Origin of the sequence: Allopontixanthobacter confluentis, from assembly GCF_009827615.1 — a bacterium.
GTDB classification, from domain to species: Bacteria; Pseudomonadota; Alphaproteobacteria; order Sphingomonadales; family Sphingomonadaceae; genus Allopontixanthobacter; species Allopontixanthobacter confluentis.
In genome coordinates this window covers 1,095,452-1,112,238 of sequence record NZ_WTYU01000001.1, presented here as the reverse complement: position 1 = coordinate 1,112,238, position 16,787 = coordinate 1,095,452, and the positions used below count along the sequence as shown (strand labels likewise).

Sequence of the window (16,787 nt, the reverse complement as noted above, 5' to 3'; positions counted from 1 at the left end):
ATGAAACACGATCCACTGGAGCTTGTCGTCCAGGATATTGCCGAGGAAATGGCGCAGGCCTTGGATCGCGGCCGCGTTGCCGACTATATTCCTGATCTTGCCTCGGTATCATCAGACCATTTCGGCATTGCGATTGTCGATATGGAGGGTCGATCTTTCGTCGCCGGTGACGCGCAGATGCAATTTTCGGTCCAGAGCATCACCAAGGTGTTTGCCCTGACAATGGCGCTGGGTGCGGTTGGCGATGGGCTGTGGAAACGGGTCGGGCGGGAGCCATCGGGCAGCGCTTTCAATTCGATTGTCCAACTGGAATGGGAGCAGGGCATTCCGCGCAACCCCTTCATCAATGCAGGCGCAATCGTGGTGTCGGACATCCTTCTTGCAAGCCACGAGCCGAGCGCGGTGATTGCCGAATTTCTTCGCTTCATGCGCATGCTGACTGGCGATGATACTATTGTGATAGACGAGCAGGTAGCGCGCAGCGAATGTGAAACCGGCAACCGGAATGTGGCGCTTGCCAGTTACATGCGGGCTTTTGGCAATATACATCACCCGGTCGAAAAAACGCTTGGCGTTTATTTCAACCAATGTTCGCTGTCGATGAATTGCCACCAGCTTGCCCTGGCGGGCCGCTTCCTGATGGCAGGCGGCATCAATCCGGATACGGGCCTGTCGGTGGTGACCCCGGGCCGTGCCAGGCGCATCCTCGCTCTGATGATGACGTGCGGCCATTATGACGGATCAGGCGAATTTGCGTTTCGTGTAGGCCTGCCGGGCAAATCTGGCGTGGGGGGCGGTATTCTGGCAATTGTCCCGCATGTCGCATCAATCGCCGTGTGGTCACCGGGCCTGAACGAACGCGGCAATTCGCAACTGGGAACGCTGGCGCTTGAACGGCTGGTGCAGCGCACGGGCTGGTCTGTGTTCGAACCCAATTGATCCGTCAGCCGTCAGGGTCTGGTGACGCCCAACAGGCCCCGCCGCATCATGCCAACGGATAAATATTACAAAGACCGCCCCGGCTTTTCTGGCGCAGGAACGCCGCTCAGGTTTTTGATGCGTTACGCGCTGCGCGCGCCGCATGGCGGACTCGCTTTTTCTCCAGAAGGTTTGAGTTGGGGGCCACACTGACCGCGCTGTCAGCCATAACTGCGCCGCGCTGCCCAATCGGCCGGTCCGCGCCCACAGTGGTGTCGATCAGCGTCTGACGTTCTATTTCGGCATTAAGCAGCGCGCCCAGCAAAATCGCATAGCTGGTCAGGAACAGCCACATCAGGAACACGACAACCGCCGATAAAGACCCATAGGTCGCATTATAATCGCTGACGTAGCGAACATATAGCGAAAAGCCGAAAGATACCGCGACCCAGGCGAAAGTGGCCAGAAATGACCCGGGCGACAGCCAGCGCCATTTGGCAGCGCGCCGGTCCGGGCCATAGCGCATGATCAGGGCAAAACCACAGGTGCCCAATACCATGGCGACTGCCCAGGTGAGCACCTTGTATCCAGTCTCGGCCATTGGGCCGATCAGCGTGGCTGTCTGGGTTTGCAGCCATGCCACCACACCGCCGCTGACAAGACCGGTCATGGCGATGAGAATTGCCGCCAGTGTCAGGCCCGCTGCGCGCAAGGTAACAGAAAATATATTGCGGCTTTCATGTTCGGAATTGATGATGTTGAGCGCGCCTATCAAGCCAGTGGCGGCCCGCATTCCGCCATATATCGCCAATATTAGCGATATGGCCAAAGTCAGCCCGGTTACACCGGCGCTGGTGGTAACCACAGCCATCAATTGCGTTTCGATCATGCTGGCAGCCTCTGCCGGCATCCAGCCTGCCACAGATTTCATCTGGTTTTGAACGGTCTCGACATTGCCGAGCAAACCATAAGTCATCACCGTGGCGGCGAGTAAGGGTGTGATAGCCAGAAAAACGAAAAACGCCGTGCCCGCAGCCAGAAGCGAAAGATTGTGGAAACCAGACATCACCCAGATGCGCTTGCCAATCTGTTTCCACGCATCCCACGGCAAAGTGTGCGGAGATGCTGCCATTGCACCGGGCTGTTTTTCCTTTATACCTTCAACAACTTCGTCGGAAAGCCCCAGGTTCATGTCGGGCGTGTCAAGCGATGGCGCGGAATTCAAACAATTCTTCCTCTCAGGCACATTTAATATTCAAGAACAAAGGCATTTGTGGTTCGCATGTTTTCAAGAGCAACTTTCCGCACGCGAAAATGTGCCTTCGCGCCACTGCATATTTCATACGCTAGCGCCTTGGCGCTGGTTTTGACAGCCCAGTCCGCAGCTGCCCAGTCATCAGCCGACCAGTTTTCAGCCAGCCAGACCCCTGCGGACCAACCAGCCAGACAGGATGCTGGCCCTCCAGAAAGCGCCCCTCTGGTTGAAGCCCAGCAGGACGATCAACTGCGGGCTGGTGAAGTGCCGGTTCCTCCGCCGCCTGCTGATGCCGACCTGCCGCCAGTCGATCCCATCATTTCGGATGAGGAATTCAATTCCTCCATCCCGGTTCTGGCAGAAGAGGATCCGGAACTGGGCGGTGAACTGGAATCCATAGCCGAGTTTGAACGAAAATTCGCTTCTGAACAGGCCAACGCTGAACCCGCAGAAGACGCTGCTGCGCCACTTGGCCTGCCCGAACTGGCGGACGGTGACCGGGTTGAAGAAATTGGCGATGCCCCCATCCGCGATGCCGAGCTGGCGGCGCCGCTTTCGCCATTGGAATCGTTCGAAGTCGAAGAGGTCAAGTTTGCAGAGGATGCGAGCGATGACGAAATTCTGGTCGTCAAATATGGCACGCAGATCAACGGACTGGAAACGGTAGACGCGGCGTCAGATGTCGATATTGCGGGCATGTTTGACGATCTTTCAGCGCTGGAAGCTGCCGATGGCGAAGCGGCCAACGTTGCCATGCTGGCGGCCCGCGTCACCGAAGACAGCGCACTGTTGCAGCGGATACTTCGGTCAGAAGGGTGGTATGATGCCAAGGTCACGACCCGCATCGACCGGTCACCGGAAGTCAACGGCCAGCCGCTGCTGGCGGTGCTCGATGTGGCAGCCGGCGAACGCTTTACCTTTGCCGAAATCAACGTCGAGGCTGAACCGACCATACCGGAAGGTTTGATTCAGGAAAATCTCGCGCTTCAGATTGGCGAACCGATTGTTGCGGCGCGCGTTCAGGGCGCAGAAGCGCAGGTGGCGATTGCTTTGCCGCAGGAAGGCTACCCCTTCGCAAAGGTCGGCCAGCGTGACATCCTGCTTGATCAGGAAACGGCCGACGGTGTCTATACCCTGCCGGTTGAAACCGGACCGCGGGCGCGCTTCGGCGGTTTTGCCACCACTGGTAACCAGGCGTTTGGCGCCGATCATGTGGAAGTGCTGGCAAGGTTTAAAAAAGGCGAGCTGTATGACAGCCGCAAGGTTGATGATCTGCGCCAGGCGCTCATCGCCACGGGCTTACTTAGCACAGTATCGGTCACGCCCGAACGCACCGGCGACGCCGCTGATGCAGATAGCGAATTTGTCACGATCGCAGTCGATCAGGAAGCCGGCGCGCCGCGAACCATCGCTGGCAGTGCAGGCTTTGGCACAGGTCAGGGCTTCAGGCTGGAAGGCAGCTGGAGCCACCGGAACCTGTTTCCGCCGGAAGGTGCGCTGACCGCATCGGCGGTTTTGGGGACGCAGGAACAGGGCGCAGGCGTAAGTTTCCGCCGTTCCAATGCCGGGCAGCGGGACCGGACCGTGGAGTTCGGGCTTAACGCACTGCATTCAGATTATGACGCGTTTGAGGCGTTCACTGGCAGGCTGGGCGGTCTGGTCAGCTATGTCTCCACCCCCATCTGGCAAAAGAAGCTGACCTATGCTTACGGCGCGGAAATCATCGGCTCGATCGAAGAGGATTTCGATCTTGATTTGGGCGAACGGGTTGATCGCACCTATTTCATCGGCGCGCTGACCGGACAGATCGGGTTCGACACATCCAATGATTTGCTCAATCCGACGAAGGGCTACCGCCTGAGTTTGCTGGTGCAGCCGGAAGGGTCGCTGCAAGACGGTTTCAGCCCATATGCCCGCGGGCTGCTCAACGCTTCGACATATTACCAGGCCGGCGAATCCATCGTATTGGCCGGGCGCGTGCGCGTGGGTTCGATACAGGGCGTTAGCCGCGAAGATATCGCGCCGTCGCGCCGTTTATATGCTGGCGGTGGCGGTTCGGTTCGCGGGTTTGGCTATCAGCAGCTGGGCCCGCAGGTGTTCGAACCCAATCCCCGGTTTGATGCCACTGATCCGGATGAAAAGGATGCCGAGTTTCTCATCAGGCCAATCGGCGGGTTGAGCGTGAACGAGGTTGCGGCAGAAGTCCGTTACCGGTTCGGAGATTTCGGGGTGGTCGCCTTTGTCGATGCAGGGCAGGTGTATCAAAGTTCGACGCCTGATTTCACCAATATGCGCTACGGCGCAGGTATCGGCGGGCGTTATTATACCAATTTCGGACCGCTGCGTTTCGATGTTGCAACCCCCATCGGCCGCAAAGAAGGTGAGAGCCTGATCAACGTCTACATCTCCATCGGACAGGCATTCTGATGGCCGACCAGCATATCGAAGACGCAGCCAACGCTGATCCTGAAGCGGTTTCAGAAGTTACGCATCGCCCGGTTTGGCCGCGCAGGATCGCAAAGATTGTCCTGTTCGCCTTGCTCGGCCTGGTTGCTTTGGTGGGCCTCGTTCTGCTGGGGCTGAATACAAAACCGGGCCGCAATTTCATCATCCAGCAAATCGAGGCGCTGGAATTTGAAAACGGCATGGAAATCGGCGTTGAAGGGATCGACGGCTCGATTTACGGCGACATGACAGTTCGCGGCCTGACAGTGTCGGATACCAAGGGCGTGTTTCTAAGGTCACCGGCAGTTGCGGTAGACTGGCGCCCATTCGCCTTCATCAACAGCCATATTGATATCCGGTCGCTCACCGCCGAAACCATGACGCTGGAACGGCTGCCGGAATTTCTGGATACGCCGCCAAGTGAAAACCCGCTGCTGCCTGATTATGACATTGATATTGGCGAGATGAAAATTGGCCAGTTCATTGCTGAGGCACCGGTTTCCGGCGAACGCCGCGTGGCAACGCTGGCAGGCAATGTGCAAATTTCCGACGGCCGTGCCAAGGTTGATTTGGGCGGCGCAACCTTAGCGGGGCAGGGCCGCGCTGGCGGTGACCGGTTTGCATTGAAGCTGGACGCGGTTCCTGAGGACAACAGGTTTGATCTCGACCTTGACCTCAATGCGCCGGGTGACGGGGTGATTGCCGCGCTGGCCGGGCTGACAGAACCGCTACAGATGAAGCTTGCGGGCAAGGGAAGCTGGGCCAAATGGAACGGCCAGCTGACCGCCGCTCTTGCTGGCAGGAGCCTGGCCGATATCGCTGTGACCGGCACCGACGGGACGTTCAATTTCAAGGGTATGGCAGGCCTTGCACGCTTCGCCCCGCCATCCACGGCCGCGCTGCTCGGCGAGAAAACCAACCTTGATCTGACTGCATCGCTGAACGAACGCACGGCGACGGTCGAAGGGCGCATTTTCAGTGATGCTTTCAACCTTGTCACCAATGGCCTGATCGATCTGTCCGACAATAGCTTTGACGATTTCAAAGCTGCTTTCGTACTGCTCAAGCCTTCCGCGCTTGCACCCAACCTGCGCGGTAGCGGGCTGCGCGCGATGGTCACGCTGGACGGCCCCTTTGCATCCCCGCGGGCGGAATATAACATCAATGCAGCGCGCATTGTCATGAACGACATGGGGGTTGAGAACCTGCGCGCAAAAGGCGCCGTGCGGATTGATACATCCAGCATTCTCATCCCCATTTCAGCAACCGCATCGCGGATCACGGGGCTGGATACAGTCGCCGGCGGCACGCTTTCCAATATCCGGCTGGATGGCGATATTGCAGTGCAAGGCCCGCGCATCTTGTCGGACAATATGCGGATGCGTTCGGACCGGATTGATGCCAATCTGATCCTCCTCGCCGATACATCGACCGGCCTTTACACAGGCGCAATTGACGGCAAGATCGATAATTACCGCATCGAAAGCGTCGGTGTCTTCAACATTGAAACAGATATTGATCTGACATCTGAAAATGGCGGCGGTTTTGCCTTGGTGGGCAAGGTCCGCACTCGTTCGACCCAGTTGCTGAATGACAATCTGGAGACCTATCTCGGCGGCAATTTTACTGCTTCGTCGGATGTGCGGTATGGCAGTGACGGTGTGGCCCGCTTTGCCAATGTGCGGATGAATTCGCCATTGTTGCGGATTACAGATGGCCGCGGCAGCTATTCCCAATCGGGCCAGATAGACTTGGTTGCGAGCGCCATTTCGCAGCAATACGGTCCGCTTGGCCTGACGCTGACAGGCACAATTTCAAACCCTCGCGCCACAATCAAGGCTGCCAGTCCCGGCTTTGGCATCGGCCTTGCCGGCCTGACCGCGGACATTCGCGGCGAAAACGGCAATTACCGAATCGATGCCAGCGGGCGGACAGATTACGGCGCCTTCACGGCTGACGTGACCGTGGCCACCGGTCGTGGGCCTTTGGCGCTGACAATCAACCGTGCGGATATTGCTGGCATCGCCTTGTCAGGACAGGTCCGCCAAAGCGCGGCCGGGCCATTTATCGGCCAACTGGATGCCAATGGGCGCGGACTTGGCGGCATTGTGAGATTAAGCGCGGCCGGACAATATCAGTCTGCTGTGGTCAATTTGCGGGCCAGCAATACGGTTCTGCCCGGTCCGGCAAATTTGCGGATCGGGTCAGCGATCGTGGATGCGCGGATTGTTATGTATGACCGGCCTGAAGTCGTGGCAGACGTGCAACTGGCCAATACCGATTATGGTTCGCTCAACATCAACGCAATGCGGGCTTTGATTGATTACCGTGACGGACGTGGCAATGCCAAATTTCTTGCCGAAGGCACCAGCGGCGTGCCATTCCGCATTGCCGGCAATGCCGATCTGCAGCCAGAATTGTGGCGTGCATCGCTACAGGGCAAGGTCCGCGGTGTAGCGTTCACAACTACGTCACCTGCGCGCATTATTCCGGGTAACGGAACATATGAGCTGCTGCCTACCCGGATCGATTTTGGCCAGGGCAATATTCGCGTGGCCGGGAATTACGGCCAGGGTATCAAATTGCAAAGCCGCCTCGATGATCTTGATCTGGCCATTCTGAACGCATTTTCACCGGGCCTTGGCATTGGCGGGAAAGCAACCGGCAGCCTGGACTTCGCGCTGGCGGGTAACGGTGCCTTCCCCAGCGCCGATGCGCGCATGACGATCACGAATTTTTCGCGCACAACAGCGGTATCGGTCAGCCAGCCGGTCAATGTGAATATCGTCGGGCAGTTGCAGGGAAATGGCGGTGCAGCGCGCGCTGTAATCAGGCGGCGCGGCACGGTTATCGGGCGCATGAATGCGGCACTTACCCCGTTACCACCCGGCAGCGGTCTGTGGATGACACGCCTTATGGAAGCGCCGCTGAGTGGCGGCATCCGTTACAATGGCCCGGCAGACACGCTGTTTTCGCTGGCCGGTCAACCGGACCAGCGGCTGTCCGGTGCATTGGGTGTGGCTGCAGATTTCAGCGGCCGTGTTTCGCGGCCATCGCTGGCTGGTATCATTCGGGCGAACAATCTGACGTATGAAAACCAGACATACGGCACCCGCCTCACCAACATGGCCGTTCGTGGCAGATTTACCGGCGACAGGCTGGAAATTGAACAGCTGGATGCCGTGGCTGGCGATGGCAAGGTTTCTGCTGCGGGATATGTCAGTCTTGCTGCCGATAGCGGCTACCCGATGGATGTGCAGGTCAGGCTGGAAAACGCGCGCCTCGCCCGGAGCGAAGCGCTCGGCGCGACGGCAACAGGCACGCTGGCATTTACCAAGCAGGCGGGGCAGACCGCACTTCTGGCAGGCAGGATATTGCTTCCCGAAACCCGTTATCAGCTTATCCGCCAGGGTTCAGCCGCAGTGCCTGAACTCACCGGTGTGCGCTTCAAGCCGCCGCGCGGCAGGCCGCGTGTGACAGGCGACGAGCCTGCTGGGCTATCGGGCGGGCTGCTGGATCTGGTGCGTCTCGACATAGATCTTGTCGCGCCTGAGAAGCTGTATGTTTCGGGGATGGGGCTGGAAAGCGAATGGAGTTCTGACCTCAAAGTCTCGGGCACCAGTGCAGAGCCGCGCATGTCGGGCAGCGTCAATCTGATCCGCGGGACATTGGGCTTTGCAGGCAAGTCATTCGAACTGACGGAAGGCCGGGTCGGTTTCACCGGCGGAAGGACGCTCAATCCGACAATCACACTGGTGGCAACCGAAGAGATCGAAGACATAACGGTCAACGTCAATGTCAGCGGTCAGGCATACAATCCGCAGATCGCATTTTCCAGCACGCCAGGCTTGCCGCAGGACGAAATCATGTCGCGCATTCTGTTCGGAAATTCGGTTGGCAATCTTTCCGCAATTCAGGCGGTGCAACTGGCTGCATCGCTCAATTCGCTGCGCGGAACAGGCGGCGGCTTGAACCCGCTTGGCAAATTACGCTCGGCAACCGGGTTCGACCGGCTGCGGATTGTCGGGCCGGACGACACCACGGGCCAGGGCACAGCACTGGCGGCAGGCAAATATATTACGGACGATATTTATCTGGAAGTCATCACAGATGCGCGCGGCTTTACCGCAACGCAGCTTGAAATCAGCCTGACGCCTGCACTATCAGTCCTCAGCCAGGCAGGGGGCGCCGTGGGCACCAATGTCAATGTGCGTTACAAGAAGAATTACTGATGCGCGTGATCGTTGTTCTGGTGATCCTGACGCTGGCCCTGATCGGAACTGTGGTTTTGCGAAAGGAACGCGAAAGCAGTTTTGATTACCGGTTTGAACAGGCGGAAAAGCGGATCGAGGCAATGAGCCGGGACATCGATAAAAATCTGGGGGACGAATAGCGCCAAGACGCTGCCAGTCCGGACATTTGCCTGATCAGCACTCGCGGCAGGCGCGGCACGGCAAGAACCCAGAAAGAACGATGATGGGTTAGCGCTGCTTTTTCGCAGTGGTGGCGTTGAAATCAGGGTCTTTCTTGGCCACCCAATTCACGAATTTACGGACGTTGGGATTGTCCAGCAGCGCTTCGACATCCATGGCGTGGCGTTGCAATTCGGTGTTGGTAAAATTGGCGATCAGCGTTTGCTGGCAAATGGGGTGCATCGGCACGACATCGCGCCCACCCCGGCTTTTTGGCACCGGATGATGCCAGACAATGGTTTTGCCCAGGGGACGCGCACATAACCAGCATTGCTCAGGCTGCGCGGCAACCTCATCTGGTTGCTCAGGCTCATCATAGTGGCCACGTTTTGAATGTTTGCGGGCCATGATTATCACACCTGAATTGCCTGAAGCGTCGAAGCCGCAATAGAGCGGCGCAACGGGCATTACCACCGCCGCAATCATTTTGGCGGGATTTAAAAAACCATCAGTCCTGCTGGAAAACGCACTTTAGTGCCTGAAGGCTGGCGGCAAAATTGCCAAGGGGCGGCTTTGCCCGCAATTGCGGAGTGTCACCACGGCTCTGTCGAAGGGCGGATTTCTGTCTCAAAAGTCCAGGCATCGTCTGGCTGACGGTGCAATTGCCAATAGGCTTCCGCAACCGAATCCGGGCTCATCAATTTTCGGCCAGCCAATGCGCCAGCGTCCGCCATGCGTTGACGGACCCATTCAGTATCCACGCCTGCATCGATAATCAGATGGGCGACATGGATACCCTTGGAGCCAAGTTCGCGCGCAGCGGTCTGCGCCACTGCGCGATTGCCGAATTTGGCACTGGCAAAGGCGGCATAGCCCGAGCCGCCACGCAGCGACGCGGTCGCGCCAGTGAAGAAGATGGAACCATGGCCCCGTGGCAGCATGACCCGCGCTGCTTCCCTGGCTGTCAGGAACCCGGCAAAGCATGCCAGTTCCCAGACTTTGCGGAAAACGCGTGACGTGGTTTCCAGCAGGGGGAAATTGACATTGGCGCCGATATTGAAAATGGCCACTTCGAGCGGTGCTGCGTCCTCTGCCTGATTGATGAAGGCAGTCAGCTGATCTTCCTCGCGCGCATCCAGAGTGCAGGCCACGGCCCTGCCACCGGCAGCCTCGATTTCGGCTTTCAAAGGCTCCAGCTTCTCGCCATTTCTGCGCCCCATAAAGACGATATAGCCTTCGCGGGCGAACCTTCGGGCGATTGCAGCGCCAATATAATCGCCAGCGCCGACAATTGCGACGCTGGCGTTTCGTGGGATGATTTCTGCCACAAGCAGTGCCGTTGGTGCCCTGTCAGGCCGCAGCGGCGGACGCGATGTAACTGGCCAGATGATGGTCCGCATCACCCAACTGATGATCGATGAGAACCGCCCGCCTTGCGAAATGCGTCATATCCAGTTCCATGGTCATGCCGATGCCGCCGTGCATCTGGATCGATTCCTCGGCCACTTCGATGCCATTGTTGCCGACGGTATATTTGGCGGCGGAAATCGCACGGTCGCGGGCTGTCGTATCGGTTCCGCCCCCGTTGCCATCCATTGCTGCTGCAGCATTGATGACCGCAGAACGCATCTGTTCGATACGGACGACCATTTCCACCATCCGGTGCTGCAGTGCCTGGTTACTGCCAATCGGCTTGCCGAATTGCACCCGGGTCTTGAGATAATCCAGCGTGGCGGTTTTCAGCCATTCGGCAATGCCAAGTGCTTCTGCACATAAGGCAAGGCGGCCCTTGGCGATTGCTGCATCGGCCAAGGCGATATCGCCGAGCCGTGCGCCTTCATCCAGCGCCACATTGGTCAGGCTTATCTCCGCGGCGCGTGACCCATCATTGCCGGGATAGCCGCGTATGAACACGCCTTCTGCATCGGTTGGCACAAGGTAGAGGCCCGCGCTGCCGCTTTCGTCTGTGGCTGACACGATTAGCGCATTGGCCGCTTCGGCATGGGCGACGACTGCTTTTGACCCGTCGAGCGTAAAGCCCGAGCCGGTGTTTACCGCGCGTGTCTGGATGATGGTGTGGTCATACCTGCCGCCTGCTTCAAACAGGGCTGGCACCACAATGCTTTGCCCGGCGATGATATCTTCCAGCAGGTCTGGCCGCGCCTGTTCCAGAATGGTGCCTGCCATCAGCACTGGCATCACAGGTTCGGAAACGAGGCCGTGACCCAGTGTTTCAAAAATCGCAATGAGATCATAGGGGCTGCCGGCAAAACCGCCGAATTCCTCGTCAAACAATGCGCCGATGACGCCAATTTCAGCCAGCTGCTGCCAAGTGGCCTGGTCATGACCCGGCGCATCCTGCGATGCCTTGTGCCGCAATGCCAGCGTATAACGTTCACGGATGAAGCGGCCCAATACATCGACCAGCGCCTGCCGGTCATCGGAAAGTGTAAAATCCATTTTTTCTGCCTTTCGCGGTCGCAGGCTTAAAGCCCGAGAACGGCTTTGCTGATGATGTTTTTCTGGATCTCGTTCGATCCGCCAAAGATCGTCAGTTTCCGCAGGTTGAGATAGTTAGGCGTGATGACACCGGCATAGTCGGGGCCGATGGCCGGCTCGTTACTGCCTTCCACGTCAATTTCGGGCGGGAAGGGCTGGGCGTAGGGCCCGATAGCCCGTCTGGCCAGCGAACTGATTTCCTGCCGGATTTCCGAACCCTTGATTTTCAGGATCGAGCTTTCCGCCCCGGGCGCGCCGCCTTGCGCAGCAGACGCAACCACACGCAAGGTGGTGGTTTCAAGGTTGGCCAGCTCAATTTCAACGCGGGCAAGGCGCGCGGCAAACAGCGCGTCCTCAATCAGTGGCTTGCCATTGGCCATTTCGGCGCGGGCAATGCTTTTCAGCCAGGCAAGGCCAGCCTTGGATGATCCGATGGCCGCCATGGACGTGCGTTCATAGGTCAGCAGATATTTGGCATAGGTCCAGCCTCTGCCTTCTTCGCCGACCAGATTTTCTGCCGGAACGCGCACGTCGGTGAAGAACACTTCGTTCACTTCATGTCCGCCATCCAGCGTGATGATGGGGCGGACTTCCACGCCGGGCGCTTCCATATCCACCAACAGGAAGGAAATGCCCTGTTGGCGCGGACCATCGGTGTCTGTCCGCACAAGGCAGAACATCATGTTCGCGTGCTGGCCCAGCGTGGTCCATGTCTTCTGCCCGTTGACCACATATTCGTCGCCATCGCGGATTGCTGCCGTTCTGACATTGGCAAGATCGGATCCTGCGCCCGGTTCGGAATAACCCTGGCACCACCAGTCGTCCCCATTCAGCATCCGGGGCAACCAATGGTCTTTCTGCTCCTGGCTGCCAAATGCGATGAGCACCGGCGCCAGCATGGACAGGCCAAATGGCACCACATGGGGTGCATGGGCCTGCGATGTTTCGATGTCGTAGAGATAGCGCTGCACAACGGACCAGCCCTGACCGCCATATTCCTTGGGCCAGTGCGGGGCGAGCCAGCCCTTGCGCGACAGGATGGCCTGCCATTCCTCGATTTCCGCCTTGTCCAGATGTTTGCCAGTGCGGACTTTGTCAGACAGCCGCGCTGGTAATTCGGATTTCAGAAAATCGCGCACTTCGTCGCGGAATGCCTGTTCTTCAGGGGAAAATGAAAGATCCATCAGTTCGCCTTTTCAGTTTCAGTTGGTGCCGGCAGAGCCGGCTTGATGTCCCACCATCGCGCTCAAGCGGCCGCGAATGATGTCTTCTGCTTCTGCCATCGTGCGTTCGATCAATTCGCGCACGGTTGGAATATCGTCGATCAGCCCGGCGACCATGCCGCAGGACCACGCGCCTGCATCCATCTCGCCATCATACATGATTTTGGGGTATACACCGGCCACTTCAGGGACGATATCCTGGAAGGTGATGGCATCGCCCAGCGCTGCTTCCTTGGCCAGCAGACGTTCGACACCGGCATTGTTCATCACCCGCTCTGTATTGCGCAGCGGGCGCATGACCAGCCGCGTATCAAGCTCGCTCGCATTGACGATGGCGTCTTTCACATTCTGGTGAACAGGCGCTTCCCTGGTGGCAATGAAGCGTGTGCCCATATTGATGCCGTCAGCGCCCAGTGCCAGTGATGCGACAAGCGAGCGCCCGTCCGCCATGCCGCCTGATGCGACAAACGGTATTTCCAGTTCATCGGCCGCGCGGGGCAGCAGGATCATGTTGGGCACATCGTCCTCGCCGGGATGGCCGCCGCATTCAAACCCATCCACGCTGACCGCATCGCAGCCGATGGACTGTGCCTTCAGCGCGTGGCGCACCGATGTGCATTTGTGGATGACCTTGACGCCTGCCTCGTGCAGCGCCGGCAAAACCTGAACCGGGTTGTTGCCTGCGGTTTCGACCGCCTTGATGCCGGATTCCAGAATGACGCGGACATACCCTGGGTAATCGGGCTGGCTGACTGAAGGCAGGAAAGTCAGGTTCACGCCGAACGGCTTGTCAGTCATGTCGCGGCATTTGGCGATTTCCTTCGCCAGATGTTCAGGGGTGGGTTGGGTCAACGCAGTGATCATGCCAAGACCGCCAGCATTGGCAACCGCAGCGACCAGTTCAGCTAGGCCAACGCAATGCATACCGCCCTGGATAATCGGATGTTCGATCCCGAAAAGCTCGGTGATGCGCGTCTGCATTGTGCTGTTCTCCCATTTCCCGCAGCATGGCTGGCACCAATCAGCGTCTGGGCGCTGGTCAGCCGGCCACCTGTCTTGATATTTACCTGAACGCGATGCCAGAAGGGGTCAAGGCGCATTATCCTGCACGCCCGATTGCCGCTACGGCACGTGTTTTTCGCTTGTCGATTAAGCCTGATCAGATAGGCACGCAGGCTGAACTTCATCGGCAGCGACTAAGGAGGCGGGCGATCGTGGCAGTAGAATTCTTCTTCGATTTTGGCAGTCCTAACGCCTATCTTGCCCATAAGGTCATCCCCGCCATCGAAGCCAGAACGGGTGAAAAATTCACCCATGTGCCCGTTTTGCTGGGCGGCATTTTCAAGGCGACCGGCAACCAGTCACCCATGATGGCATTTGCCGGTATTCCCGCCAAGCTGGCGTATGAGCAGATGGAAATGCGGCGTTTTATCAGCCGCCATGGCTTGAATCGGTTCCAGCTCAATCCGCATTTTCCGGTCAACACTCTGCCAATCATGCGCGGCGCCATTGCTGCGCAGGAACTGGGGGTGTTTGATACTTATGTCGAAAGTGTTTTTGCCGACATGTGGGAACGCGGGCTTAAAATGGATGCGCCCGATGTAATTGCCGCTGCCTTGCAGAAGGCTGGCCTGCCTGCCGGGGCATTGGGCGCGTTGATGCAGGCAGATGGTGTCAAAACCAGACTGGCGGAAAATACGTCCGCGGCGGTGGAGAAGGGCGTATTTGGAAGCCCTTCCTTTCTGGTCGATGGCGACGCCCTCTATTTCGGCAAGGACCGCCTGCGCGATGTCGAAGAAGAAATGCTTCGCCGCAAAGGCTGATGCGCTGGCTGTTTATGGCCAAATATTAGTGTGAGGCCGCTGCCCGTTTGAGGCGTAGCGCATAGGCGGAAAGCATGACCAGCGTCGCCGAGAGCACCAGTGCAATAATGGCATTGCCCGTCCATCCGGCCCACCCATAGGCAGCCGTTCCTGCCCAACTGGCCAGACCCGCGCCCACGAACATGACGACAATATATCCCGTCATCAGGCGGGTGCGTATGGCTGGCGCCAGTGACAGGAAAGTCATGCGTCCGGACACATCGATGCCGGGGCCTACGGTGTTCATCACAAGAAGCGGAATGATGAGCAGCCACAGGCTTGCGCCAAAAGGATAAAGCAGGACCACGCCGCCAAGCTGGATGATGGACAGGGTCAGCCGCGCCCGTTCCGCGCCGACCTTGTCCGCCCATGCGCCAATGCGCGGCGTTGCGTAAATGGCAATGGCTGCAAAACCCGCAAGATAGCCGACTATGTCGACCCCATATCCCATTTCCGGGCTGGTCAGATGCAGGGCAAGACCCAGCCAGACGGACAGGAATATGCCGAAGTTCAGCGCCTGGATCGCGCCCGATAGGAGGACTTGCGGATGCTGGCGCAGCAAGGGGAAAAGTGACAGGACAAGGGCGAAATACCCGTCTTCTTCGCGTGGCCGGGCCGCTGTCTGCGCGCTGATTGCCCGGCCTTCCATGATGAAGGGAAGGCAAAGCGTGGTTGCCACCATCAGGCCCGTCGCGATGACGTAAACCAGCCGCCAGTCCAGAAACTCGGCCACCATGCCAGCGCCGGTGCGCGCAATCAGAATGCCCAGAATTGTGCCTGCGGTCAGCCTTGCCGTAACCGCGCCCAGGCGTTCAGGGCGGACCCGCTTGGACGCATAGGCAGTCAGCAGATAGGGCGTGATGGTGAAAAAGCCGAGCACGGTTGACCCGGCCAGAAACATCCAGAAACCCTGCGCGAACACCATCAGCAACAGTGACGCTGTCTGGCCGATTGCAAAATAGATCGACAAGGTGCGATTGCTGAATTTATCGCCCAGCGGCAGCATGAGAAATATGCCAAGCGCCAGCGCAATCTGGTTGAGCGCAGGGACAAGACCAATGGTGGCTTCATCCACCTTAAAATACGCGGCGACTTCGGCAATGATGGGGTGAATGTAATAGGCGTTGGCCACCATCACGCCGCCCGCTGCTGCGAGCACGATTTCCTGCCCTGCCGTCAGATATTTCCGGACAGTTTCAGACGAGCGCAAATTGGCGCACCATGTTCATGATTGTGCAGTCAGTCCTGTTTGCAAGTGCCGATGGGCACAGGCCCCTTAAACGTATGCGTGACATAAGGGAATGGAATCTCGATCCCGGCATCATCCAGCGCGCGTTTGATGGACCGGATCACAGCATCGCGCGTCACCCACATATCGCGCGGTTTTGAACCGGCCCACCAGCGCACGGTGAAATCCACCGAACTGGAATTGAATTCGCTGGCAAACACATCCACGCCTTTTTCACTGTCGATCCCGTCAATTTTTTCAACCGCGCTGCGGATGACAGAAGCGGCATGGTCAAGATCGGTATCGTAGGAAACGCCTGCAACGATGTCATGACGCCGCTGGGTCTGATCGGTCAGTATCTGCACCGGATTTTTGAACAATATGGAATTGGGCACCAGAGTGACTTCGCCCGACAGCTTCCGGATATGCGTTTCGCGCAAGGTAATATGTTCAACCTTGCCCGAAATACCCTCGCACTCAATCACATCACCAATCCGCATTTTCTCGCGCAGCATGATCAGCACGCCGGCCAGGAAATTTTCGAAAATGTCCTGAAACGCAAAGCCGATGGCAACCGCCCCGATGCCGAGGCCCGCAATCAGGCTGGCGGGCGTAAACCCTGGCAGCATGATGATGAGCGCTATCATCAGACCGACCAGCCAGATGGCCAGTTTCACAAGCGTATCAATCAGGTTCTTAAGGCTGGGCCGGATGCTGCTTTTGCCAGTCATCGCATCGGCAATCCGCACCGCGAACCGCGCCACAATTGCCGTTATGATGATGACGACGATGGCAATGGCAATGCTGGGCAAAGACGCTGCGAAACCTTCGGCCATGCTGCGCAACTGGCCGACTATGGTATTTACATAATGCACGCTTGAATAACTCCCCGTTAGGACAGGAACGGAGCGCGCAGCCGGATTGTTCCGACAAAGTCAGGCGGGC

General features: G+C 58.2%; 13 protein-coding genes. 5 read left to right on the top strand and 8 right to left on the bottom strand.

The features are described 5' to 3' along the window. Positions 1–939 (top strand): glutaminase, encoded by a 939-nt coding sequence (locus GRI44_RS05255; protein WP_160600351.1) that lies wholly within the window; start codon positions 1–3, stop codon positions 937–939. A gap of 106 nt (positions 940–1,045) precedes the next feature. On the opposite strand, the gene GRI44_RS05250 is transcribed toward GRI44_RS05255, so the two are convergent. Continuing rightward, complete coding sequence (locus GRI44_RS05250; protein WP_232842972.1) at positions 1,046–2,110, bottom strand: YihY/virulence factor BrkB family protein; 1,065 nt, start codon at positions 2,108–2,110, stop codon at positions 1,046–1,048. Positions 2,111–2,284: 174 nt separating this feature from the next. Here GRI44_RS05250 and GRI44_RS05245 point away from each other — a divergent pair, with 174 nt between their 5' ends. The 3 genes from GRI44_RS05245 to GRI44_RS05235 are packed head-to-tail and all read left to right on the top strand — an operon-like array spanning position 2,285 to position 9,011. Beyond that, on the top strand, positions 2,285–4,600 hold the full coding sequence (locus GRI44_RS05245) for an autotransporter assembly complex protein TamA (protein ID WP_232842971.1): 2,316 nt from the start codon (positions 2,285–2,287) through the stop codon (positions 4,598–4,600). Further along, a complete protein-coding gene (locus GRI44_RS05240) occupies positions 4,600–8,850 on the top strand; it encodes a translocation/assembly module TamB domain-containing protein (protein WP_160600349.1) in 4,251 nt (1,416 codons plus the stop codon). Before GRI44_RS05245 ends, GRI44_RS05240 begins: the two co-directional genes overlap by 1 nt. Continuing rightward, positions 8,850–9,011: a hypothetical protein gene (locus GRI44_RS05235; RefSeq protein WP_160600348.1), complete on the top strand. Its 162-nt coding sequence runs from the start codon at positions 8,850–8,852 to the stop codon at positions 9,009–9,011. Before GRI44_RS05240 ends, GRI44_RS05235 begins: the two co-directional genes overlap by 1 nt. Positions 9,012–9,099: 88 nt before the next feature. On the opposite strand, the gene GRI44_RS05230 is transcribed toward GRI44_RS05235, so the two are convergent. From GRI44_RS05230 to GRI44_RS05210, 5 genes are all read right to left on the bottom strand, one after another. Then, on the bottom strand, positions 9,100–9,438 hold the full coding sequence (locus GRI44_RS05230; RefSeq protein ID WP_160600347.1) for a hypothetical protein: 339 nt from the start codon (positions 9,436–9,438) through the stop codon (positions 9,100–9,102). 185 nt (positions 9,439–9,623) lie between these two features. Continuing rightward, complete coding sequence (locus tag GRI44_RS05225; RefSeq protein ID WP_332872365.1) at positions 9,624–10,358, bottom strand: SDR family NAD(P)-dependent oxidoreductase; 735 nt, start codon at positions 10,356–10,358, stop codon at positions 9,624–9,626. 22 nt (positions 10,359–10,380) lie between these two features. Further along, a complete protein-coding gene (locus tag GRI44_RS05220; protein ID WP_160600346.1) occupies positions 10,381–11,490 on the bottom strand; it encodes an acyl-CoA dehydrogenase family protein in 1,110 nt (369 codons plus the stop codon). Positions 11,491–11,516: 26 nt separating this feature from the next. Further along, the gene (locus GRI44_RS05215; RefSeq protein WP_160600345.1) at positions 11,517–12,713 is read right to left on the bottom strand and encodes an acyl-CoA dehydrogenase family protein; all 1,197 of its coding nucleotides are present in this window, start codon (positions 12,711–12,713) and stop codon (positions 11,517–11,519) included. Between the two features lie 18 nt (positions 12,714–12,731). Continuing rightward, positions 12,732–13,733, bottom strand: a complete 1,002-nt coding sequence (locus GRI44_RS05210; protein ID WP_160600344.1) for an NAD(P)H-dependent flavin oxidoreductase — start codon at positions 13,731–13,733, stop codon at positions 12,732–12,734. A gap of 233 nt (positions 13,734–13,966) precedes the next feature. On the opposite strand from GRI44_RS05210, the gene GRI44_RS05205 reads away from it, so the two are divergent. Then, positions 13,967–14,575 (top strand): 2-hydroxychromene-2-carboxylate isomerase, encoded by a 609-nt coding sequence (locus tag GRI44_RS05205; protein WP_332872364.1) that lies wholly within the window; start codon positions 13,967–13,969, stop codon positions 14,573–14,575. A 25-nt stretch (positions 14,576–14,600) separates the two neighbouring features. Here the strand turns inward: GRI44_RS05205 and GRI44_RS05200 are convergent, their stop codons facing one another. Both GRI44_RS05200 and GRI44_RS05195 read right to left on the bottom strand, forming a co-directional pair. Then, on the bottom strand, positions 14,601–15,824 hold the full coding sequence (locus GRI44_RS05200) for an MFS transporter (RefSeq protein WP_232842970.1): 1,224 nt from the start codon (positions 15,822–15,824) through the stop codon (positions 14,601–14,603). 29 nt (positions 15,825–15,853) lie between these two features. Further along, a complete protein-coding gene (locus GRI44_RS05195) occupies positions 15,854–16,678 on the bottom strand; it encodes a mechanosensitive ion channel family protein (RefSeq protein WP_202386144.1) in 825 nt (274 codons plus the stop codon). Positions 16,679–16,787 lie beyond the last annotated feature (109 nt).

Bases quoted from the DNA above. Each gene is read 5' to 3' on its own strand.
- GRI44_RS05255 (WP_160600351.1), top strand. From the start codon at position 1: ATGAAACACGATCCACTGGAGCTTGTCGTCCAGGATATTGCCGAGGAA.
- GRI44_RS05250 (WP_232842972.1), bottom strand. From the start codon at position 2,110: ATGAACCTGGGGCTTTCCGACGAAGTTGTTGAAGGTATAAAGGAAAAA.
- GRI44_RS05240 (WP_160600349.1), top strand. From the start codon at position 4,600: ATGGCCGACCAGCATATCGAAGACGCAGCCAACGCTGATCCTGAAGCG.
- GRI44_RS05235 (WP_160600348.1), top strand. From the start codon at position 8,850: ATGCGCGTGATCGTTGTTCTGGTGATCCTGACGCTGGCCCTGATCGGA.
- GRI44_RS05230 (WP_160600347.1), bottom strand. From the start codon at position 9,438: ATGGCCCGCAAACATTCAAAACGTGGCCACTATGATGAGCCTGAGCAA.
- GRI44_RS05220 (WP_160600346.1), bottom strand. From the start codon at position 11,490: ATGGATTTTACACTTTCCGATGACCGGCAGGCGCTGGTCGATGTATTG.
- GRI44_RS05215 (WP_160600345.1), bottom strand. From the start codon at position 12,713: ATGGATCTTTCATTTTCCCCTGAAGAACAGGCATTCCGCGACGAAGTG.
- GRI44_RS05210 (WP_160600344.1), bottom strand. From the start codon at position 13,733: ATGCAGACGCGCATCACCGAGCTTTTCGGGATCGAACATCCGATTATC.
- GRI44_RS05195 (WP_202386144.1), bottom strand. From the start codon at position 16,678: ATGGCCGAAGGTTTCGCAGCGTCTTTGCCCAGCATTGCCATTGCCATC.